The organism is Lysinibacillus sp. GW823-FHT06C08, assembly GCF_058795135.1.
In genome coordinates this window covers 185,238-210,294 of the sequence record NZ_JBXAHN010000005.1, presented here as the reverse complement: position 1 = coordinate 210,294, position 25,057 = coordinate 185,238, and the positions used below count along the sequence as shown (strand labels likewise).

The window sequence follows — 25,057 nt, the reverse complement described above, 5'->3', positions numbered from 1 at the left end:
TCCCCTATCTAACATTTATTTGTTTTCTGTGCTTGTAACATTTTCTTTTGTTTTAAAACATCTCTATTCTCTCTTTTATCCTTTAATGTCTCCACTCCCTCTTCTTTATATCTTTCTCTTAATTTATACCGTCGAAGATTTGTAGGTACTAAGCTTTTCGAAGGTTCAGTCTCTAAAAGCTTTGAAACGCCTGTTGAGTCATATGATTTTAAATCATAAACTTCAGAAAAATAACTATCGGCTGTACCTGATTCATAGTGCTTTATCTCTGGATAAGAAGAAATAACGCCTTCATAATTTCTTAAAACTACTTTCTCAGGACTCTGGGAAAGTATATAATTTGGCTGTAACGCTATCTTCCCACCTCCGTTTGGTGCATCTACCACGAATGTGGGCACAGCATAACCAGAAGTATGTCCTCTTAAAGATTCAATTATTTCCAATCCTTTAGAAATAGGCGCTCTAAAATGGCTAATCCCCTCAGACAGGTCACACTGATAAATATAGTATGGTCTAACTCTGATTTTCACTAAATCATGTACTAATTTTTTCATTATTGGCACACTATCATTTATCCCTGTCAGAATAACAGACTGGTTCCCCACTGGAACCCCCGCATTGACTAACTTCTCGCAGGCTTCTTTCGCCTCATCAGTTAACTCGATCGACGTATTAAAGTGTGTATTTAGCCATACAGGATGATATTTTTTTAGAATCGAACACAACTCAGTCGTTATTCTTTGAGGAAATACGACTGGTGCTCTAGTACCAATCCGAATTATTTCAACATGCGGTATATCTCTTAAACTGCTTAAAATATATTCAAGAATTTTATCGTTAATTAATAAAGCATCTCCGCCAGACAATAAAACGTCTCTAATTTCTTCATTATTCCTAATATAATCAATAGCTCTATCAAGCTGCTTTTTAGGTACTGCCATCCCCACCTGCCCAGAAAATCTTCTTCTTGTACAATATCGACAATACATGGAGCATTGGTTGGTAACTAGGAACAATACTCTATCAGGATACCTATGAGTTATACCTGGTACAGGGGAATCTTCATCTTCATCCAATGGATCCTCTAGATCATAATGACTCTTCATAATTTCAGCAGATAATGGCACTGACTGCATACGTATTGGACATCGTACATCATCAGGATTCATTAAAGATGCATAATAAGGAGTTATATTTAAAGGAATCGTTTGTAGAGAAATTTTGACTCCTTCTTCTTCTTCCTCAGTTAAGTTTACAACTTTCTTTAAATCATCTAAAGTTTTAATAGTGTTCGTTAATTGCCAATGCCAATCATCCCATTGCTCTTTGGTAATATCTTTCCAAAGTTCAATTTCCCTATAATGTCTTCTTTCACCTGGTTTAAGTTTAGTTTGCATGAATCACCCCTCCTTTGATGTTGGTATAAATATTCATGAGTTCCTGTCTCAATTCTTTAGCAGGCTCCTCATTCTCACTCAAGTAAAAATGACCACCATTAAAATACCTACATTTATAGTCATTGAGCGCCATTTTCTCCCACAGTTTAACTTCCCCATCAGGAACTGCTGAATCTTGTGTACCTAACCAAAGTTCCATTGGATAGTTGACCAATGCTTTATCATCGAATTTAAATGTATCAAGCAAATGAAAATCTCTGCCTGTAACATCCACTATTGAATTGAATAGTCTCGAGTCAGACTCAAGCTCATTTGGCACTCCACCTAGCCTTCTAATATCTGCTATAATACTTTCCCTCGTTCGCCTCGTAAACGGAGCTTCAGGATACGTCGCATGATTAGCTACAGTTATGGGGGACCTAGCAGCTGAAATAATTAATTTTTTAATATATTGACTTTTCTCATCCAGTAAACTTGATAAAGCATAGACAAATAGTCCTCCCAAACTATGACCAAATAAAACAGCTGGGCGATCAATATAATGAAATACCGTTTTAAATAGATATTCTTTTGCCTCACAAAATGTTGATAGGAAGGGTAAATCATTTGTCATTCCTCTACCAGGTAATTCAAACAAACATACTTCTACATCTTCAGGTAAATCTCTCACTAAAGGAACCATTGAAAGTGCTGAACCTCCAGCATGATGAAAACATAGCAATTTTAATTTTGCATGTGGACTTGGGTTATATACTAAATATCCTTTTTCTTGTTTCATCTTCACAATCTATGACCACCTATTATTTTCATAGCTTCCTCTACTGTAAGCTCGCCTTGTTTCACTTTTTCAAGTACTTCAATTTTGCTGTAAGATGGAATAGTACTTTCTGCAATAGGCTCTGCCTCTTTTCTAGCTGTAATTTCTTCTACAAACCGATTGATAGTTGGATATCGGAAAAGATCACCAACTACAAACTCATATGAAGGTAACACTTTTCGAAGTAAGTTATATAATTTCAGTACAATTAAAGAGTGGCCACCTTGATCGAATAGACTCCGATTCAACTGTACTTTTTTTCCTAAAACTACTTCCCATGTCTCTCTTACCCTATCAACCATATCGCCTGACATTGAGATAGTCGACGTAGCGGTTAATTGATTCAGTAATTCTTCAGCTTGTTTCCTTAGCGACACTCTATCAATCTTGCCATTCGTATTGCGAGGTAGCTTTTCTAATGGAACGATTACATTCGGAATAGCAAAATCCGGAAGTATCTTAGAAATCCTACTATTAATTGTCTCAATACTTTGGTCTGTCCCACTGATAAAGGCAATTAAAGTATTTTCACCGTTATTACTTGGAAGACAGCTAACAAAGCATTCCATACCAGGTTGAAGTGATAATAACGCGTTCTCTACTTCTCCTAATTCTAATCGATAGCCTCGAATTTTTACTTGCTGATCACTGCGTCCATAAAATTCTATCACTCCATTAGCATTTAATCTTACTAGATCACCTGTCCGGAAGTAGCTAACACCATCCAGAGTATAACAAGTGGAGGTAACTAAACCCTCCTCGGTTACATAGCCTTTTGTTATTTGTTTCCCTCCAATGTGTAATTCACCTATCATGCCAGGAGCTACAGAATTACCTGTTTTATCAACAATTCTCAGCATTGTTCCCGGTAATGGTTTACCTATTGGACAAAGTCCTGAGTTAGAACTATCCTGATTGTTATTACACATATAAACTAGAGACTCAATTGTACATTCACTTAGACCATAACCATTATAAAAATTGACGCCTTCCCAAAGCATGTCACATATTTCATTCTTTTCTTCAAGTCTGAACGTATCAGCACCTACTACGATTGTTTTTAAATCTTTTAAGACCCTATTTTCTTCATTTAAAAAGTGGATAAATTCCCTTACTAAAACAGGTGTTGACTCTAAAAATGAAACATTATATTTAGCTGCCATTTCTGCTAAATAGGCCATATCAATTCTTTTTTCTTCCTCGCAAACAAACAAATATCCATTCGTTGACCATGCCTTCAGCAAATCACCTAAAAAAACATCCGATGTCCAACTCCCTAGTTGAAGAACATACTGTTCACTATCAAGGTGATAAAATTGTTTCCAGCTTTGTATGATTTGTGACAACCCTTCTGCTTTTAATGAAACAATTTTAGGTTCTCCTGTACTACCAGAAGTAGAAATATAATAAGCCACATCTCCCGAGTTAAACTTGTAGGCCTCACTTATTATTTCTTTCTCATCCGTACTACGTTCAATAATCGTTGGAATGTTATCTAGGAATAATAATGTTTTAGGCTGCAATATCTCTAATATACGTTTAGTTCTTGCTTCAGGTATACTCGTATCAATAGCACACCATGCAGCGCCTATTGTCCAAGCAGCAAAAATACCGATTGCTGTTTCAATACATTTTTTTCCTACCAATGCAACAGTATCCCCACTCTGTACCCCTTCTTTGAGTAGTTCATTAGCCACAATATTGATATATCTTTTCACATCTTGATAACTTAAATTTCTTTGTCCATCTGAAATGGCTAAAGAATCTTCCCTGTAGTCTCCTAAAATAGATTGAATCGAAAAATTTTCAGACGTTGCAGAAACATCTGTTGTTAAAACATTTTTTAAATATAGCTCTTCGATTTGTGTTAAGTTAATATTTTTAACCAACATATTATTATAGTTATCTATATTTTCAAATATATACTCAAGAGAATCTAGAAGTCTCAGAAGCTCTGTTTGCTCATAACGTTGTTGATCCCAACCTAATCGTAAGCATATGGAGCCTTGTGTAATATCAAATGTTACTGATAAAGGATCAGAGCTTGTTCCATACTGGTGAACCAAATCACCATTCTTTTTATTATTTAAGCTTCCCTTGAAATTTTGGAAAATGACAGAGGTTTTAAAGATTTCTGTATTTCCAGATACACCACCAAGCTGTAATAATTTAGAATACGGAATTCCGCTATTTTCAGATACATCTTGCAGATGATCCATTGTCTGGAGGCATACTTCTTTTAACGTTAGTTCATCTTCTATACCTATTTTGACTGGTAATGTGTTTATGAGCATCCCATTCATATCACTCGACTCTATTAATTGATACGGTCTTAATGCAAAAGTCGAACCTACGTATAGCTTATTCGTATGTTGATATCGATTAATTAACACGCCCCATATTGTTAAAGCGATGCTTGAAGTAGTCACTCTGTTCTTAATGCTATAGGCATGAAGATTTTCTGCCGCTCTCTTACTTAACTCTTTATCCAAATACTTAAATAATGGTTTTTGACCCATATGTTGTGATTTTTCTATCGCTAATGTTTCTGCTTCAGCTAAATCACTTAACACATTTCCCCAATATTTTTCCAGCCCTTTTTGATACATTGGATCATTAATATAATGTAAATATGGTTCGATATCTGGACGAATTGCTAATGAAGTGACATCCTTATTTAAAAGCTTAAAGAAATCTTCAAGTGTCTGAGCAATTGACCAACCATCCATAATAATATGATGATGCACCCATACTAATAGATTTTTAGAAGGTTTCCAGTTTTGAATAAGGTAAAATTGTTGTGTCTTATTTAGCAACGTTCGCTGTAGCCTACCAATCTCACTTTTAAACCAATTCTCTATATTCATAAATTCATCTTGAATCCATAAATAATTAACCTCTAATACATTAATTTCTTCTACATTGCTTTGAATAATTTGGATTGGTTCTATCTCTTGCTCCCACTCAAATTTTGTTCTTAATGCTGGATTGGCTCTGGCAGTATTTAACCAAGCTTCTTGAATCTCTTTGAATGTAAATGAGTTAGGAATTTCATAAGACAGAATTTGCCAATACGCTTCTGACGCTGGGTCTTTTAATGTTTCCATTAACATAACCAATTGCAATGGTGTTAACGGGAGTTTTTTTTCATTTTGTACCATTCTATGCTAACCTCCTTCCACATTATTTAAGTATGAGAGACATCTCTGATACCGTAGGGTGCTTCAAAAAGTCTTTCGGAGTAATGTCAATACCATTGGTACGCAATTTAGATACTATTTGAAGTGATTTAATGGAATCTCCACCGATTTCAAAAAAGTTATCATCGATACCTATTTCGTTAACCTTTAGCACTTCAGCCCAAACCTCTACAATTGATTTTTCCAGTTCGGTCGTTGGCTCCCTAAATGTATTTTGAGCACCGTCTGCAAGGTATTGTGAAGCTTCTAAGCTAAGTAGTTTTCTGTCTCTTTTTCCGCTAGATGTTAATGGTAATTTTTCTAACTCAACGAACATCGATGGGATATACGTTACTGGTAAGTCTTTAGAAACAGCTTTTTTCAAATCATTTCTACTTAGACTATCTTTCACATTTAAAGTGTAGAAGCAGACTAAGCATGGTTTGTTATTTTGATCATGCCCTAATACGACTGCTGCATCGTTAACTTGTGATTGCTGTATAACACAAGCTTCAATTTCTTCTATCTCAATCCTTACACCATTTACCTTAACTTGTGAATCTTTCCTACCTATAAAATCTAAACTGCCATTCGCTGAAATTTTTACCAAATCACCAGACTTGTAAAAGGTTTTTCCATTTCGCTTTACAAAAACTTTGTCCGTTTCGATTTCATTCTTGAAATAACCTTTTGCTAAAGAAGGTCCTCCAATCATTAATTCACCTGGAAAACCTTTTGGAACTGGTAGCCCGGCTTCATCGACCACTTCCATTTCTACATACGGTAATGGAAAACCAATATTATAATGATCTTTTGTTACCTGTTGAACCGTAACTTCAATTCCTGCCTCAGTTGGACCATATAAATTGAATGCTTTGACTTGTGGTAACAACTCATTTATTTTTTTAGCTAATGGAGCTGGTAGTGCTTCCCCACTTAAATGAAGATACTTTAATGGCAATTTGTAATCTTTTTGAGAGTCCATTTCATTAAGCATTAATTGCAACACAGAAGGGACAAAATGACACAAATCAATTGACTCATCACAAATAAATTTCAGTAAACCTAAAGGATCACGATGCAAGTCTTTAGGAGCAACAATTAACGTAGCACCTGTACAAAGGGTATAAAATATTTCCCAAACAGATACATCAAATGTATATGGCGTTTTAAATAACGTTTTATTACCAGGTTTAAGCTTATTTTGTTTTTTTTGCCATTCGATGCGTAAAGAAGCCCCTAAATGTGGACATACTACACCTTTCGGCTCACCCGTCGAGCCAGAAGTAAACATAAGATATGCTGGATCATCGACAGAGATAGGTCCCATTACTTTTACATTATTTTTAACTATATTTTTTTCTAGAGTATTTACAATTTCCCATTCTCCATATGGTATTTCATCTATTGTATTTACCATTAAAACCTTTGGATTTAATCGCTCTAATAATTTCTGTGTTCTTGCTATAGGATGCTCCGTATCTAAAGGAACATATACTGCGCCTGCTTTCAGAACACCTAGTATTACTGCAATGGCATCTATTCCTCTGTCCATATACATAGGCACGTAATCGCCTTTTTCAATACCCATTGATAGCAGTAATGAAGAATATTTTTCTGCTTCTTGATTGAGTTGTTCATATGTTAATGCTCTATCCAGCTCTTGAATGGCAATATAATCCTTATATTTTTTCGCTGCCTCTTCAAATTGACAGTGGAGTGGCTTAGCCTTTTGTAATAGTTCCCCATTATCATTGGAGGATATAATGGAACCTTTAGTAAATGCAGTACCCCATAATTGATCTGGTTCATTTATTAATGAGGCAAGTAAACTCAAATAATTCTTCGCCAACAATTGAATCTCTACTTCTGTAAAATGGGCAAATGAATATTCTATATGTCCTTTTACTTCTCCATTTTCCACATTGAAGAAACAACTTAAAGGGAATCTTGATCCACCAGTATCTTGCTCGATAAAGCTTGTGTTGATATTCTTTAAATCCATTTCAAGATTCACTTTAAGACTGAATGTATTATTTACTACATCAAGATACTCTCTTTTATCAATGTTAGCCGCAATGTCAACAATTGAGAAATCTCCATGAGCAATATTTTCATGAACAGTGTTACTAATTTCAAGCAGGAGCTCTTTAAAAGAGGCCTTTTTATTTAATGAAAGCGTTAAAGGAACTAAATTAACAAACATTCCAACATCATTTAAACTTTCATTTGTTCTGCCATGATAAGGAATTCCTATCGTTATTGTATCTTGCATGCAATATTTTGCTAAATTTAGTGCCCAAGCAGTTAGTAATATTGTAAACTGACTCAATTTCATTTCCTGTGAAAATTGATCAATTTTTTTACCTAGCCCTTTATGGCTTTCAATCTCTAAAATCTTTCCAATTCTTATATATTCTTCGGATTTCTCTTGAATAGGTAGTTGAGCAAGTTTAAATGCCTTAGATTGCTCAAACCAAAAATCCTTCAAATTTTGATCCTGTGATTTTTTAACCAATTTATTGATATTCTTATATAAATTTTCAGAACTACTTGATTTTATGTCATCTATAGTAATTTCCTCATTATAAACTTTAGCTATATTTTGCAGTATATTTTTTAAAGATAAGCCATCACATACAATATGATGAGATACAAGTACAAAAACAGCTCCTGCATTCTCTGTATGAATGATTGCCCCTCTAAACAATAAATCGCTCTCTAACTGGAAAGGTTGATTATAAATTGTCTTTGCAAGTGTGCGCGCCTCCTCCATATTTTTCACCTGTAAGATTTGTATGTGATGATCCAGATGCTCTACTATTTCATCTATATTTCTAATTTTTTGTTCAATTCCATAGGAGGTATTTTCTCTAAAATTCACAAAAAAGGCGGCATTTTTCTTTATGATATTGACAAAGGCACTATAAAACTTATGTTCATCAAAAAGACCGTTAATCTGAAAAGTAGCGCCTACATTATAAAATGGATTTCCTTCATTTGTTTTCCACAAATACCAAAGACCTTTCTGCATACTCGTTGCAGGAAACCACTCGTTTTGATTAAACATAGTAGGTTCATTATTTGATGATAAGGCTGGTAAAGTAGAAAGAATATCCAATAAATTACATGGTTTTCTCTGCTGCTGTACTTGCCATGGTAAACAATCAACATTAAATGCTTTTGAAACATTCATAGCAATTTGTGCTGCGTCTAAGGAATTTCCTCCAACTTCAAATAAATCTGTTTGTGATGAGCATTTTAAGTTTAAGGTTGAAGAAAAAATATCAATAATCTTTTGCAAAGATTCACTTATATTAGATGAAGATTCAAGTAATTGTTTACTATTGAAATATTCTATATGCTGTTTGTTCAACAATTCACGATCTATTTTCCCGTTTCTAGTCAACGGTAAATGTTTATGAAAAATAAGTTGAACGGGTATCATATTTTTAGGCAGCTTCTCTTTCAAATAGCTAAATAGTTCAAGTTCTGAAATCGATGATTCCTCTTCTAAGACAATGGATGCTGTCAATAGCGTATTTGAAGCTATATGTAATGGTAGTGCTATAGCTTGACTTACTCTATTATGTTTTTGAAGAGTACTTTCAATATCCCCTAATTCAATTCTCACTCCATTAATGCTTAATTGAAAATCTTCTCTACCATGGAAATTAAAATTCCCTTGAACATCTCTACTTACGACATCTCCAGTGTTGTAGACTCTTACATTTTCACCGTCAATTTCTAACTGTTTAAATTTTTCATTTGTCTCATGCGGCAAATTAATATACTCTCGCGCTAATCCATCACCAGATATCCATAGTGTTCCTCTTCTATCTACCTCATGAATGATTTGTAAATTTCGATCTAAAATAAAACACTTTACATAAGGTAAAGCGGAACCAATATGAGGTAGCTTTTTCACCTTGCCATCTGCTCTCTCTACAATCCCAGAAGTACTTACAACAGTCCCTTCACTTGGTCCATAATTGTTAACCACATGAAAAGGTAAATCTTTTGAAGGGTATTTTGTTAGTTTATCTCCCCCTACTAAAAGATATTTTAAAGCTACGTGACTATTATCCCAGTCCAGTTCCATTAGTCGCTCAGCAATAGGGGTAGATACAAATGAATGCGTTACTTGGTGCTTTATCCAAGTATTTTTTAGAAGCTCTGGATTAAGTCTTTCATCTATTGTCGTCATATATATAGACGCTCTGGAAGCTATTGCACCCCAAATCTCCCAAATGGAAGCGTCAAATCCAGGTGAAGAGGTTAAAGATACTATTGAATCTTTTGTCACATCAAACGTTTTTGTATGCCAATCGATTAAGCGATTTAAAGAATTCCATTCAACGACTACACCCTTAGGTTTGCCTGTAGTACCTGATGTAAAAACAATATAAGCAGCTGATTTCAAAGAAAAATGAATATTTATGTTAATATCCTTATGATCCAGATTAAAATGCTGAAGAACATCATCAAGCTTAAAAGTGATCTGATCTTGAAAAGCATTTGCCTTATAAATATCTGGATGGGTAATGATTATGCTAGGTTTGATATCGTCAATGATGTTGTCGATTCTGTCCCTTGGTGTTTCTGGATCAATACAAACAATAACCCCACCAGCAATAAATGTTGATAAATGTGCAACAAGAAGAGCAGGTGACCTCCTAAGAACAATCAAAACCTTTTGTTCACAGCCCGGTTTAATCCCCTTCTCTTGCATAGCGGTTGCTAATTTAAACGATTTATGAGTCAATTGTTTTAAACTGTATTTTTTTTGATTGAACCATAAGCTTTGTCCGTCATAGTAATCAATTTCTTCACTAAAAAAACTTTCATAGAAATTTGACATTCTATTACCCCAATCTAACAAATTATTTAAAACTATTAATTTTTAGATATTTAGAATATAAATTCGGATTTGCGATTGATAACTTTAAAATTTCTAATGTTTCATTTTTATGGAATCCTTTATGCGTTAAAATAGAGAAAAATTGTTGAGATAAACTTGCCACTCTATGAGAATCTACTGTAATTTGTTTGCTCTCTTTCATCTCTTTCAATTCCTGTTTAATGAGCTGATAAGGAGAATGGATTTCTCTTTCAAAGTCTTGCTTATCGATTTTCGCTTTAAAAGGTGTCCCAATGATAACTCTTAAACAGGCTTGTAAAAAGTGGATAGTCTCTTCTACTTTTAACATATTCTCATTAAGATTATTTAAAATAGAATGGATGCCATTTTTCTCGTTAACCGGTATCGCTCGATAATCAGGATATTCCATCTTCATAATATCCGTTAGAATTGTTTTAGGACCCATCTCAATAAATGTGTCAACATCTTTATTAATGAGAACGTTCATAACTTTTGGCCATCTAACACTTTCGGTAAGTTGTTTACTTAATTGATCTGCTATTTCGTCAGCCCTACTGTATAGTTGACCTGTAGCGCAGGAAAATATAGGATATTGACAATCATTCATCTTTGTTTGCTGTAGAGCTGCTTTAAATCTTATTTCTGCAGGCTTCATGAGTCTACTATGAGCTGGAACACTAACAGGTAGTATCTTTGTAACGGCTCCCTTTTTCTGTAACTCAATGGATGCCTGCTCCAATGCGCTTTTATGACCACTTAGCACAATTTGATTTGTCGAATTAAAGTTTGCAACAGTTACATGATTATTGTCAGTATCTAATCTTTGACATACTTCCTCCACTTCTTCTCCACTAAGTCCAAAGCAAACAACCATACCGCCTTCTTGAGTACATTCACTCATAGCAGTTGCACGAAGCTTTACTAATTCAACGGACTTTGCAAAAGGGATTCCGTCGGCAGCAACTACTGCCGACAGTTCACCTAGACTATGTCCAGTTAAATAGAGTTGTTTTACATCATTATTCTTTTTAAATATCTCCCAGCAGGCAATACTATAAACTAGAATTGCAGGCTGAACTATTACCGTATTACGAAGCTCTCCATTTTTGTTTTCACAAGCTTTCAATAAATCGTAGCCCAAAATATCGCTAGCCTCATTATACAAATCGCGAGCTATTTGGTAATTCTCGCATAATTCTTGTCCCATAGAATCATATTGTGAACCTTGACCCGGAAATACAATTGCAGTGTTCAAACGATATCCCTCCAAATGTTAATAGTCATTTCCCTTTCAACTCAATGCTTATTCAATAATAGAGACAGTGCCTCTTCTGATGAAATATCATCACTTTCAAATGCATCTAGAATATCGCTTAATTCATCTTTAGCGTTATAAAAATGATCACAGTATACAATTTGGTCTTGGAATGTAGGATTGCTATATAAATCAGAGATTTCAAATTTTAAACCAATGAATTTATTTTTAAATAAATGAACAAATCTTAGAGCACTTAAAGAACTTCCTCCTAAACTAAAGAAATTATCAATTTCTTTAATAGTTGAAATGCCTAAAACTGTTTTCCAAATTTCACGTATACTTGCTTCAATTTCAGATAGTGTAAACTCACTTTTCACTACTTCTTCTTCCATTGAAATACTTTCGTTTTGATTATTTTTTGAATGATTAAAGTGCTCTACTTCGCTCCAGAAACTCTCACCAAATGGGATTTTAATGACTGGTTTAAGATAATGGACTTGCTCTAAATCAAAACGTGAAATTAGACTCCATTCATAGCCCTTATTGAAGAATAAGTTCAATGAATTTTGGAAATCTACAAAATCAATCGGAGGTATGGCCGTATCACTTCCAAAATCTTTTTTATTATCTAGTATTAACGTAAAGTTCATCGTTTTACCTTTTATTCCTTTTTGATTCAAATACCCAGCCATTGAGTCTAAATATTGATTCACAGCGCAGCATTCACTTGCAGATTTCGTTCCCATTAAAGAAGAGATTGAAGAAAATAGTATAAAGAAATCTAATGGTTCTGGATTTAATTCCTTTTCTACTAAATAGGTGCCGATTACTCTGTTATGAATGCCTTTTTTGAATTGACTAAGCTTTAACTCTTTTATCCATAGATGGTAAAGTTGTTTGACCAACATAAACGCACCATTGATTTCACCGAAATCTTGTCTAATTTTCGCAAACGTTTCTTTAACAGCGTGTTCCTCAGTCACATCACACTCCATGATTGTAACTGTAGAACCTCGACTTTCAATTTCCATAATTGACGTCAGCTTATAAATCAACATGTCATCTTCTTCTTGATTATTCTCAATAATTTTTTCCCATTCCATTCGGTCTGGTAATAAATTTCTAGCCAATAAAATGATATTGACGTTTTGCTTTTCACTTAAAAACTTTCCTAATTGAACACCTAAATATCCTGTACCACCGGCAATAACATAATTTCCATTCTCTCTTACTATAATTTCATTGCCATTAAAGTCATCGCTTTGTCTTTCAATAACTTTTGTATATCTTTTTGATTGTCTAAATGCCACTAATTCTGGTCTATGATCTTTATCTTGTTGTAACTCTCTTAATAATTGGGAAGCAATGTCTTGAGAGCTTCCGTCCAAATCATGATCGATAGAGTAGGATGAAATAGTCGGTTGTTCCTGCGAGATAACTTTCGCTAAGCCAAAGGTTGTTACCCTAGCAGGAATTATTTTTTCATTGTTCTTAACTTGCTCAGTTAATGATGATATGACATTTAATTGAATTGGATGTGTCACCTCAAACTCTAATAACATTTTTGTTATATTGAATAGTGAGAAAATACCTTCTTCTTGGGATTTTTCCATATTTTCTTTTGATTCCATTGTTTCATCTAAATGCTTAAATGTGTAAGAGTGGATAATCCCTTTTAAATTTCTTAATTCTTCCAGACCTATATTTTCAAACAGCTTATACATATCTTTTTCAGAATTGATGTCAATACCATATTGTTCAGGTGTATATTGCACAAATTTATCTGCTTCAAGTACTTCAATTATTTTTATACCTAAAGCAGTCATTCTATTCTTTAGTGCAACTATATTTTCATCATCTTTATTCATAAAGTATAGCCAAGTCGTTCCTTCTTTTAATGCTTCATGTGTAGTCTCATTATCATGAGGATAATGTAACCATTTTTTCTCAAAGAACAGGTCTTTCGTCTGATTTCGGAATGTCTCTTTACTAGATGGCCATATTCTTTTTGTATTAAAAATACTGACTGGTAACGGTAGTAACTTCCCATCTTTAAATAATTCGCGACACTCCTCCATAATATTGTTACCTTCTAGATATCGCTTAATAAGTGCTTTATCTGCTGGAGATGTAGCGGTAAATTCATCTAAATTTTTAATACTATCAACTTTCGTTTCATGTTCATCAGCTAAAAATATACCTTGTGTATAAAAATTCCTCGGTACCTTTTCAAATGTTCTTACATTTAATAATCTTTCGACTTTTCGAAGTAGTTCATGACAATTGCTTGCAAAAATACATACTCTAGACTGCTCATGGCTTCTTCTATTATTGAATGTATAGGCTAAATCTTGAATACTGTAATTTTCATTATTTTTAAGATGAATAGCTAAGGTTTTTATTTGATCCCAAAGCGCTCTACGAGTTTTACTTGAAATAAACAATGGTGTCAATTTTTCAGTTAATTGCTCCTGTTTATTGTGTCGATACTCCTCCAGTATGACATGAACATTCGTACCACTTATGCCAATAGAATTCACACCTGCGCTTAAAATTTTATGTTCATCAAACGTTTTATTTTCTGAGCTAACTTTGAACGGCGTTTCTTTGAAGTTTATTTTAGGATTTTCTGCTGCAAAATGATTAAGACCAGGAACTGTTCTTTTTTCTATGGATAGTACAGCTTTTATTAATCCTGCAATACCTGCTGCATCACCCATATGGCCAAAATTCGACTTAATTGAGCCTAATTGACATTCCGTTGTCTTAGTTGATTTTTGTAGATAGGCCTTTTTAAGCCCCTCTACTTCGAGTAAATCACCTACTTGAGTCCCTGCGCCATGTGCCTCAACAAAATCAATATCATTAAATGATAACTTTGCATCGTCCAGAGCATCCATTATTGCTTTAGATTGTGCGTCAGGATTAGGGACTTGCATTCCATTTGATGCACCATCACTACTTATACTCGAACCCTTTAACACAGCATGAATGTGATTGTTGTCCTTTATAGCATCAGATAATCTCTTTACAACAATAGCAGCAACACCTTCACCTCCGATAATCCCATCTGCACTTTCATCGAATGGTGAACATCTATATTTTGTGCTCCTTACAACATAATCAGGTGCTTCCTCTTCCCAATACGGAAATAAATTCAAATTCACTCCCGCAACTACTGCTAAGTTACAATCCCCCTGCTTAAGCGCATTTTTAGCAACATGAACAGCAGCTAAAGAAGACGAACAACTCGTATTAATGGTCATAACTGGGCCTTTAAGATCAAATGCATATGATAAATGATAGCCCAGATTAGCAGGTATGTTTGAAATAAAAGCTCGTTCATCTTTTTCTTCAAATAAATTTAAATAATCAAATGCAGGATGAGGTGTGTGTGCTATAAATACGCCAGTATTTGAATCCTTTAGATGATTTTCCTTGTAACCTGCCATGTATAAGGACTCTAATGCCACCTGTAAAAACAGACGCTCTGCTGGCCCCATAAATTGAGCTTCATGTTCATTCAATCCGAATTGTTCAGGATCAAACTGTTCAATGCTAGATAGCCATGAGCCATAAGATCTTGGATCATTTGTTATATTATTTTTCAAATGGCTATACAATTCATGTAATTTAGGATTAGAATTAACAATCAATTCAAAACGCTCTTTTGAAAATTCAGTCACAAAATCCTTTTTATTTATAAGACCTGTCCATAAATCATCCAGATTGGAGACATTGGGAAATCTTAAAGACATACCAACAACTGCGAGTGGTTCACTTGTTTCTTTTTCTATTTCATCTAGTAAATTTAATGCTAAATTTGTATCTAATTTATTTTCTTCTACTAAACTTAATATTTTTTTAGACATTGTGCTGTACATCATTTTCTTCTCTCCTATCCAATTCTTTAATGTATTTTAGTTGAGCGAAAATTGCCACAGTTACTATAATTAAGCCTCCAGCTAGTAAGAGTAGCGTCCCATACACTCCTCGTTCTCCACTACCTAAATAAGGGATAATATTTACGTTTGAGGCAACTAATTTATCAGCAAGTATTCCTCCTAGAATATAAGCGAGGGGTAATGAAATCCAAGCGAATGTTCTAGCAATTGAAAAAACTCTTCCTAATAATTTGGGTTCTGTATGGAGTTGAATTAAAGTGAGTGTACCTGTATTAACCACTGGCAGTAATAACCCTAAACCACCCCAAAAAACTGCAATTAGCAGCATATTATTGAATAACCCTGTTAGCGTTATAAATACACCGATACCAAAATTGGAAATCAGTACTAACCATATTATGTGCTTCTTCAGCTTGATGAATGACATTAGTACCCCGCCTAATACCATTCCTCCGCCATATATAGAGCTTAGTAAGCCAAATTGTTCAACAGTTCCAAAGCTCAATATATATGGCTGTCCAACTACTTGATTGAACCCTAGTGCAAAATTTAAAACCGTGAATAATAGCACTAAAGTTAGAAGAGATTTATGCTCGATTAAATAATTGAAACCATATTTTAGATCACCTAAAATGGAGTTATTTTCATGGCTATCTTCATTGTCATTGTTCACTTTTACAGTTAATTTTGTCCAAAGTATTAAGAGAATAGGAATAGCAATACAATAAGTAACTAGCTCTGCACCAATGATATAGACAATACTTCCAAACCCCATTATTACACCACCAATTACAGGACCCAGAACATCACTAGTCGATGATGCCATAGAAAATACACCATTTGCTCTTGATAACATTTCTTTAGGCACTAGATTAGGTGCTAATGTTTGTAATGCTGGCGTTTGCATTGAGCTAACTATCGAAAGCGATATAGCACCTGCAATTACATGAACCATACTTATATTCCCTAATAAAAGGGAGGAGAAAATTATTGAAGAAATAATTAGTCCAATAATATCTCCTAATAATATTAATAATCGTGGACCTTTCCTATCTATCCATATTCCTATAAAAGGCGATAACACAATCGCTGGAAGAAATCCTGCAACTAAAACGACCGCAAAACTAGATACTTGACCTGTACTTTGGTAAGCCCAGACACCAAGCCCAAACCTTGCAACAGAAGAACCTAATAAAGATATAAAGTGAGTAGCTACAACCATTAAAAAGATTGTAAATCCTCTGTTTGTTTGTTTGCTAAAAGAAGTTATCATGTATTTTGGGGCTCCTTTGCATTTCCACTACATTCAACCAAAGCTTCTTCAAATTTTGATAAGAGAAGTTGAGCTTTTTCATTACTAATAACTTGTGTATCTACCTCTAAGCTTAGATTAAGTTTTCCATCCAAAATAAAGATGTTTATTTCCAAAATATTAGAAAGCTCATTATCAGGATGAATAGCAGGAGCCTGAGGAAGATTTGAGGAGTATTGTAGCACCCCGTCCCCTCCATTTTTACTATTTGTAGAAGTACTAATATCGTTATCAAAATCCCCTAAATAATTGACCAATATGGATGGTTGAATATGCGTAATGTTGTTATTTTCTTTGATCCATCTTGCTATCATAAAGTCCAATCCACTGCCTATTTCGCTCAATGATTGTCCAACTGTGTAAAGCATTTCTTCTAGCGTATTAATTGTCACCTGTAGTGGATACATCGTAGTAAACCAACCTATTGTTCTACTAAGATCTAACGCTGATTGGCGACTATTTCGTCCATGCCCTTCAAAGTTAAATAACACATCTTGTTGACCGAATAGTTGACTAAACGCTTGAGCAAATGTTACTGCAATCAAAACATCAGGTTTATAAATTTCTGAATGTTCTCTAGCATTTAAAAATTGCTTTGTACTTTCCTCACTCAGAGTTTTGGTTACATGATATCGATCCTTAAATAGATAATCTTTTCTGACAGGCTGAATGCATAATGGATGTACATTTTCCACATCTATATTTTCCCAATAAGAATGATTCGTGTGTAATTCTTTTTTATATAATTCTCCTATCCAATCAGAAAACTGCGTCATAGGGAAGCTGATTTTATCTTCGCCATTTACTATAGCTAAATAATTATTTTCTAATTCCTCTAATAAAACCCTCCATGAAACTCCATCAACAACTAGATGATGAATAAAGAATGTCAAAATAGGCTTCTTAGCTGTTAGGAACACTACTGCTCCTATTGGTAATACCTTTCCAAAATTAAAGTTATTTTGTAATTGGAATTGAATGTTCTCAATTTCCTCTTTTAGCCTACCCGGAGGTGTTAATTTTAGATCCTTCACAATGAGCTTAAATGTGTTTACTAAGCTTGGTTCAACAAAAGCCTTTGGTTTGCTCTCGTTCACATCGAACCATGTCATCAAGCTCTCATTAACCGAAATAATTGATTGGAAAGACTTTTCTAAAGCAGCTATATCCACTTTCTTAGGCAGTTCTACTGACATTAATAAGTTCCAATAGTGGGCATGTTTAAATGTTTGTTGGAAGAACCATCTTTGCATTGGAGCAAGTGGAATCTCCTTAGAACTTAATTCCTGCCATTCTTTTTGAATGTCCATTTCTTTAGTAGTGTTCATAGCTATTTTTCGAATACTTCTACAATTAAAGATATGGTCAATTTTCAAATTAATATTTTTTTCCTTTGCCTTTGAGATAAACTTTAATGCCTTGATGGAGTCCCCTCCAATTTTAAAGAAATCAGAATCAATGTTAAATTGACGGTCACTTAAAATCCCTTTTAGTATGGACAGCAATTCTCTTTCAATCTCTGTCAAACTACTAATATCATCTATCTGAACTATTCTATCGTCGTATAATTCAGGACTTGGCAGTGAAAGTCTATCTACTTTTCCACTATTAGACATTGGAATTTGTTCTATTTTTTGATAATACGTTGGAATTAATGATTCTGGTAAATATCGTAAAAGATGTTTTTCAAAATCCCTTTGATTAATCTCTTGTTGACTGACTAAGTAAGCACAAAGCTGTTCACCATCTTCATTTTTATATAGTTTAACTACGGCATCTTTAATACTTGGAATTTCTCGCAAATATCTTTCGATTTCTTCGAGTTCCACTCTGTGGCCTCGAATTTTAACCATATTATCTTTCCGTCCATAACAAACAATTTTACCGTTCGGCAATACTTGTCCTAAATCCCCTGTCTTATATAAATATCCTGATTGTAAATGATTAATATGGTTAGCTATAAACTTATTTCTAGTTAAATTAGGCTCTCCCAAATAGCCTAGGGCAACACTCTCACCACTTAATACGATTTCTCCAACCCCGTATGAAGGGACTAGCTGATTCTGATTATTCAAAATGTAAACAGACGTGTTATAAATCGGTAATCCGATTGGCGCATGAATATAATCTGAGTGTAAATCTTCCTCTGTTACTTCATGATAAATCGTTCCAACAGTAGCCTCAGTTGGCCCATATTCATTAATGATACGAGCATGAGGGAATTGATCTCTCAACGTTTTACATAAAGTTATATCTAAAGCTTCTCCCCCTAGAATGAAGCATTCTACATTTGGTGCAAATCTCTCATCCTCAATTAAATATTGGATCTGTTTAGGTGTACCCTTTATCGTTATGGTTTCTTTTATCTTGGCTACACTTTCAAAAGCCTGATCGATTTCCCCTTCACAGCAAATGATTTTTCCGCCCGTTATCAATGGAATAAACATTGAAGTAATTGTTAAATCGACAGATATGGAAGTGAAAAATGGCATATCTAACGATTTTCCAGTAGGTGAATAGTATGCAGTAGCCCAGTTTAAATAATTATTAAGATTTTTACCTGAAACAACTACACCTTTTGGCTTTCCAGTACTTCCAGATGTAAAGAGAATATATGCAGGGGAAGTTTTAGCAAAAGAATTTAACTCAATTTCCACATGCTTATCTAGATGAATACCTTCACTTAGCATATTTTTAGAGCTGCTTCGTTTATATTTTTCGCCCTTATCTTTTACAATGATCACAGCATCAAATCTAAATTGATTGAGCTCATTGCTTACAGTGTATGTCTTCTCCGAACATTCAATTTGTATATCTGCTCCTACATCACTGAGAAGCTCTTTTAAAATTTCTTCATTAATAAATAAATCTGTATCCCAATCTAATTTAGTATTCTTATCCATATTTTCTTCTTTAAATGCTTGTAAAGAAGAGACAAATTCATCTTTTGTATCAATATTTAATAAATCCCCCAAGAAAATTATTCCGCCCTCTTTTAAAGAGTCAATAGCTTTTTGAAGGACTACCTTTAAATAGCCATAGCTTGGGAAACAATGAATAACACTATTAATGACAACTGCATCTAATGCTGTTTCAAACTTCTTAAAGGCATGAGCCTTCGAAATGTCAAATTTAATATTGCTAAAGTTAGATTTCTGAGCAATCTGTTTATTCCTCTCGATAATAGAGGAAGATAAATCCATAGCTGTATACGTTTTTGTATATGGAGCAAGTGCAAATGTTGTCAAACCTGAGCCACAGCCAAGCTCTAATACATTTGAATCTTGAGGTAAATACTTTCTTATTTTGTTTACTGCGTTTTCCGCATACTCCTGCATTTCTAAGGCACTGAAAGCTTCACCTGTATAACTACTATTCCAACCACTAGCCTCTATTTCTGTTTTCTGTCCTTCTGCAAAATAGTTCCACAATGATTCGTTCATTAAATCACTTGAATCAACAACAGCACACTGATCTAAATCTGTTTCTCCTAACACCATAACCGTTTGAATATTCTTATTTTCAAATAACAGCCTATTACACAAGGAATAGAATTTCTTTTCCGAAATAATAAAGTTAGCTTGACTTTGTTTGATAATAGATTCAATTCTAGCTCTTGGGTTTTTAGGTGATACAGGTATAAATGTGACATTACTCATTAAACAAGATAAAATACCTAAAATAGCCGTTCTATTATTGTCAGAAATAATGACAGCATTTTTAACTTCACTGTTGCTGTTCAACAATTTTTCTGCTATTGATTTACTTCTATCTACTAACTCTTGATATGTTAATGAACCTGCGCTATCTTTCAATGCTGTTTTTTGTGGGTTCTTTTCTGCCATCATTAATATAGTAGTTAAAAAGTTTTTGCCATCCTCGACAAATTGACCATTTATAGCACTTTTACTTTTTTCTACATCAATATTAGTTAATTCATGCTCATGTAAAATCATATCTAGTATTTTTAAATACGTTTCAATTAATGAATCAATAAATCTAGATGAATAGACACCGTCGTAATACTCAAGATTACAGAATAGCTCTCCATTTGGTAATTCAACAAATTCGAATTCAAGATCCCATTTACTAGTTTTGTGTTCAGAAAGAATAGGTGTTAATTCTGCTTCATCAAAAGCTGACGTCGTATTTTTAAATTTAAAATTTTGAAGTGCCACGTTTATATTAAATAAAGGTGAACGACTAGTATCCCGAGGTAAATCTAACTTCTCCACTAATAAATCGAAAGGATATTCTTGGTGTTTAAAGCTATCCAATAACATGGTCTTAACATTTCTTAATAAAGTAAGGAAATTATCATGTTCTTCGTAATTAACCCTTAATGGGATAGTATTCGTAAATAAACCAATGATTTTTTCCAGTTCTTCATTTACTCTTCCAGATACAGGTGTACCGATCACCATATCTGTATCACCAGTCATCTGATTAATTAGTTTAAATACACTCGACACTAAAACCATGTATAATGTACTTTCATTTGTATTTGCAAAAGCTCTTAATTTATCTGCTAAGCTAGCACTAATATCAAATCTTGTAAGCCTTCCAGTATATCGGAAAGTGCTTGGTCTTAATTTATCGCCCGTTATTTCTGTAATAGGTAGACTTCCTCTTAATGTATCAAGCCAGTAATCTTCATGTTGTTTAAACCTACCACCTTCTATATTTTCACGTTGCCATGCAGCAAAATCTACATACGTATTTTCTATTTCCGGCAAGGTTTCATTATTACTACTATTGTACAAAGTGAAAAGTTCATCCGATAATAGTGATAATGACCAGCCATCTACAATAATATGGTGCATCATTAAAGCAAACAGACTTTTATTTTTTTCTGTTTTATACACAAATACTCTTAAAAGTGGTCCCGCTTCTAAATCATACGGAGTTTCTTTCCAACGATTTAGTTGATCCATTGCTTTTGCTTCTGCGTTATCTTCTATACTGAAATCTTTGTATTCAAATAAATAGTTTGGTTTTTGCAGTATTTTCTGTTTATTTCCATCCTCATGCTTTACAAATACTGTTCTTAAAGATTCATGTCTTTGTGAAAGTACATCAAATGTTTGGCGTAACCTCTCAATGTCAACTAACCCGTTAACTTTAAAAATAAATGGAGTATTGTAAACCATTTTTTGGTCTGTTAATTGTTCTATAATGCTCAATCTGTTTTGACCATATGATAATGGAAATTCATGGTTTTCTACACTAATTTGAGGTATGACCTCTGTCGATTCTGAATGTTCATTGTTTACTTGTTTACTTAGTTGTTCAAATGTAAGAAATACATCATCTAAGACAAAGTCTCTATTAAATTGTTTTTTCAAACGGGTAATAAATTGTAGTCCTGAAAGAGAGTTTCCACCTACTGAAATAAAACTATCCGTTTGCTTAATATTCTCAGTTTCTAAGATTATTTCCGCTAAACTAATGATTTCTTCAAGAGCTGTTTTTCCTTTTACCTCTATAGCTTTTACGCTAGCATCACTCTGTAACCAATAAGATTTTTCATCAAAGTAGTATGTAGGTAAAGAAATTTTATGATTATTCTCATCCTGAAATTGTTTATGCCAACTACATTTTTCAACTGTAATAAAATTTTCTGCTAATTTTTTGATAGTGTTATCGTCATCGGTTGTCATATCAATAATTTTTTCCCAATTAGTCATATCAAGATTGACTAAATTTTTACAGGCACCTATTAGATCGTCCATTGTCTCAGCTATAATAGCTAATCTTATTTCATGATGCTCCCTACCTGTACACATCGTATATGCTAAATTACTTAGATTAATCGTATCCCCAGATAAATTAGAGAAATGTTCAATCGTACCTCGCAAAGATAATTCAGATTTTGCTGAAAAAGGAATGACATATGCTTTTCTTTTATGATCTTTGTTATGAATTTCAGCCTTCGTTGGAGCTCCCTCTAATAGTAAATGAACATTTGTACCATTAAAGCCAAAGCAACTTACACCAGCTATAATAGGTTCATTTTCTTTTTTATTCTCTTTAATGTTAAATGGTACTGTCGGAATAAAAACTGGCGAATTTACAAAATCAATATGTGTATTTGGTTCAACTAAATTTATTGTAGGTGGAACTACTCCTTTTTTTATTACATGTAGCGCTTTGATTACACCCGATAAACCTGCAGCTCCATCAAGTAAATGGCCAATATTTCCCTTCACAGAACCAATTGGTAAGAATTGTTTATCGTTATTACTTCGTTCAACTGCTTCTTGAATGCCTTTTATTTCAATAGGATCACCTAAATGAGTGCCTGTGCCATGCGCTTCAATGTAGTCAATTTGCTCAGGCTTAATGCCCGCTAAATCCCATGTTTCAGCTAATAAATCCGCATGTGCTTTAGGATTTGGCGCCGTAATACCCGCTGAAGTCCCATCATTATTTACCTTAGAGGCAATTATAACAGCGTGGATATTATCATTATCTTCTATTGCTTGATCTAAAGGTTTTAATAACAGGGCTACTGCCCCTTCTCCTCTTCCTATCCCACTAGCTGAGTCGTCAAAAGGTTTACACTTTTGTTGCTCAGACATAATACCCGCAGCATTCATAAACAGTTTTTCACTATTTATTGGATAAGGGAAAATATTAACACCGCCGACTAATGCCGTTTCACAATCATTATTCATTAAACCCACACAGGCCTCATGAATTGCCAACATGGAGGAGGCACAGGTAGCATTCACAACATAAGACGGTCCTTTTAAATTAAAAATATAAGAAATTCTTGAAGCCGTAAAAGCAGGAATATTTCCTGGAACACTTAATGGTGTGAATTCAGCCAATCCTTCAGAGTAATTGGTCATAGCTGCTGAAATGTAAACACCGGTATTTGAATTTTTTATTCGACTCCCTGCGTATCCAGCATCTTCAAAACATTGGTATGCGATTTGAAGAAATCTACGCTGTTGTGGATCCATTACTTTTGCTTCAGCAGCTGAAATATTAAAAAATCCAGCATCAAATTTATCAACTTCATCTAGCCACGCTGCATCCCAAAACGGCTTCTCTTTTGAAATTTTAAGTTTTTCCATATTATTAACAAGGAACCCCTCACACAACGATCTCCTACTATCACTTAATTCTGTTATTTTGTCCTGTTCATTGCTTAAAACATTCCAAAATTCATCAAAATTTTTAGCACCGGGTAATTCTGCTGAAATGCCGATTATGGCAATTTTTTTATCCACTTTCGGTTTAGACTCACTTTTAATTTCATTCACCGATTCAATGATTTGCTTCGCTGCGTCTTTTGTTAGTTCCTTATTTTTAAGAAGATTTAAAACTTGAGGTATTAATTTACTCATAATATTTATCCTCCTCTAATATTAGATTATTCAAAAAAATTTTTTCTAAGGCCGAAAACTCTTTTATCTTTAGTTGTTGCTCTGATGGAAATACATTTACTTTACTACATACGGAAATTTTATAACCATTAATCAAGTTATATTGCTTGAAATAATAAGGATACGGACTAATATCTTGTACAATTGAAATTTCATTATGACTAGTCTCAATGCTGAAAGAATCTAAAGGAATGCTTAAACCTAGTCCAATATTTTTCACAAAAGCTTCCTTCAAAGTCCATAAGTCATAAAAACGTTCTTTTTTCATTTCAGTTGGTGTTTGATTGTACGAAGCGTATTCTATACTCGAAAAATAATTTTTAATTATTTCATCTTCGTAATTATCTTTCATTTCTTCAATATCAATTCCTACATCACAATTGCCAATGATACCTATAACCCATTCACCTGAATGAGAAACGTTAAATTCATAATCCCCATTGATACAATATGGCTTCCCATATGTATTCGTTTGGATATTTATGTCGGAAGGATGACATTTCAAATACTTCATCAATAAATATTTCATCAACAATTCGGATAGTAAGGACCTATATGCATCTATTTTATTTAAGTAAGCTTCTATTCTTCTTGCTTTTCTTGTACATACAAAATTCATTAGTTCAGAATAATTTGAAATATGTACAGGTACTTTAATTAAACAAATTTCTATCACATATCACGCCCCCAAAATTTTATTCATAACCTCAGAGTGATAATTCCTTAAAATTACAATAAAGGATATTAACTTGTAAAAATAAAGCTATTTTCCATTTATAATATTAAACACCATGGAATAAATAGTCAATAAATTACCCACCAAAATTTATAAAAAATACCAATTCAGTTATATTTAACACTAATTATTCTTAGTCTACGAGTATTTCCATAGAGTCTTGTTAACACTTTAAAA

Annotated in this window: 9 protein-coding genes; all 9 read right to left on the bottom strand. The window is 33.7% G+C overall.

The annotated features are described in order from the left end of the window. Positions 1-8: 8 nt before the first annotated feature. Genes kamA through AC1Q6O_RS13955 form a run of 9 tightly spaced genes read right to left on the bottom strand, consistent with a single transcriptional unit; the run spans position 9 to position 24,820 of the window. Positions 9-1,397 (bottom strand): lysine 2,3-aminomutase, encoded by a 1,389-nt coding sequence (gene kamA, locus AC1Q6O_RS13995; protein WP_089986374.1) that lies wholly within the window; start codon positions 1,395-1,397, stop codon positions 9-11. Next, a complete protein-coding gene (locus AC1Q6O_RS13990) occupies positions 1,387-2,175 on the bottom strand; it encodes a thioesterase II family protein (protein ID WP_008178530.1) in 789 nt (262 codons plus the stop codon). Before AC1Q6O_RS13990 ends, kamA begins: the two co-directional genes overlap by 11 nt. A gap of 2 nt (positions 2,176-2,177) precedes the next feature. Next, positions 2,178-5,375: a condensation domain-containing protein gene (locus tag AC1Q6O_RS13985; protein WP_089986373.1), complete on the bottom strand. Its 3,198-nt coding sequence runs from the start codon at positions 5,373-5,375 to the stop codon at positions 2,178-2,180. Between the two features lie 22 nt (positions 5,376-5,397). After that, positions 5,398-10,254, bottom strand: a complete 4,857-nt coding sequence (locus tag AC1Q6O_RS13980; protein WP_492401536.1) for an amino acid adenylation domain-containing protein — start codon at positions 10,252-10,254, stop codon at positions 5,398-5,400. Between the two features lie 22 nt (positions 10,255-10,276). Then, on the bottom strand, positions 10,277-11,530 hold the full coding sequence (fabD, locus tag AC1Q6O_RS13975; RefSeq protein WP_090002627.1) for an ACP S-malonyltransferase: 1,254 nt from the start codon (positions 11,528-11,530) through the stop codon (positions 10,277-10,279). A gap of 41 nt (positions 11,531-11,571) precedes the next feature. Next, complete coding sequence (locus AC1Q6O_RS13970; protein WP_239355157.1) at positions 11,572-15,420, bottom strand: beta-ketoacyl synthase N-terminal-like domain-containing protein; 3,849 nt, start codon at positions 15,418-15,420, stop codon at positions 11,572-11,574. Next, positions 15,398-16,711, bottom strand: a complete 1,314-nt coding sequence (locus AC1Q6O_RS13965) for an MFS transporter (RefSeq protein WP_008178539.1) — start codon at positions 16,709-16,711, stop codon at positions 15,398-15,400. Before AC1Q6O_RS13965 ends, AC1Q6O_RS13970 begins: the two co-directional genes overlap by 23 nt. Next, positions 16,708-24,105: a condensation domain-containing protein gene (locus AC1Q6O_RS13960; protein WP_492401533.1), complete on the bottom strand. Its 7,398-nt coding sequence runs from the start codon at positions 24,103-24,105 to the stop codon at positions 16,708-16,710. Before AC1Q6O_RS13960 ends, AC1Q6O_RS13965 begins: the two co-directional genes overlap by 4 nt. After that, positions 24,098-24,820 (bottom strand): 4'-phosphopantetheinyl transferase family protein, encoded by a 723-nt coding sequence (locus tag AC1Q6O_RS13955; RefSeq protein WP_492401531.1) that lies wholly within the window; start codon positions 24,818-24,820, stop codon positions 24,098-24,100. The genes AC1Q6O_RS13960 and AC1Q6O_RS13955 overlap by 8 nt, the downstream gene beginning before the upstream one ends. Positions 24,821-25,057: the final 237 nt, after the last annotated feature.

Coding starts and splice junctions, on each gene's coding strand:
- AC1Q6O_RS13990 (WP_008178530.1), bottom strand. CDS start 2,175: ATGAAACAAGAAAAAGGATATTTAGTATATAACCCAAGTCCACATGCA.
- AC1Q6O_RS13985 (WP_089986373.1), bottom strand. CDS start 5,375: ATGGTACAAAATGAAAAAAAACTCCCGTTAACACCATTGCAATTGGTT.
- AC1Q6O_RS13960 (WP_492401533.1), bottom strand. CDS start 24,105: ATGAGTAAATTAATACCTCAAGTTTTAAATCTTCTTAAAAATAAGGAA.
- kamA (WP_089986374.1), bottom strand. CDS start 1,397: ATGCAAACTAAACTTAAACCAGGTGAAAGAAGACATTATAGGGAAATT.
- AC1Q6O_RS13965 (WP_008178539.1), bottom strand. CDS start 16,711: ATGATAACTTCTTTTAGCAAACAAACAAACAGAGGATTTACAATCTTT.
- AC1Q6O_RS13970 (WP_239355157.1), bottom strand. CDS start 15,420: ATGATGTACAGCACAATGTCTAAAAAAATATTAAGTTTAGTAGAAGAA.
- AC1Q6O_RS13980 (WP_492401536.1), bottom strand. CDS start 10,254: ATGTCAAATTTCTATGAAAGTTTTTTTAGTGAAGAAATTGATTACTAT.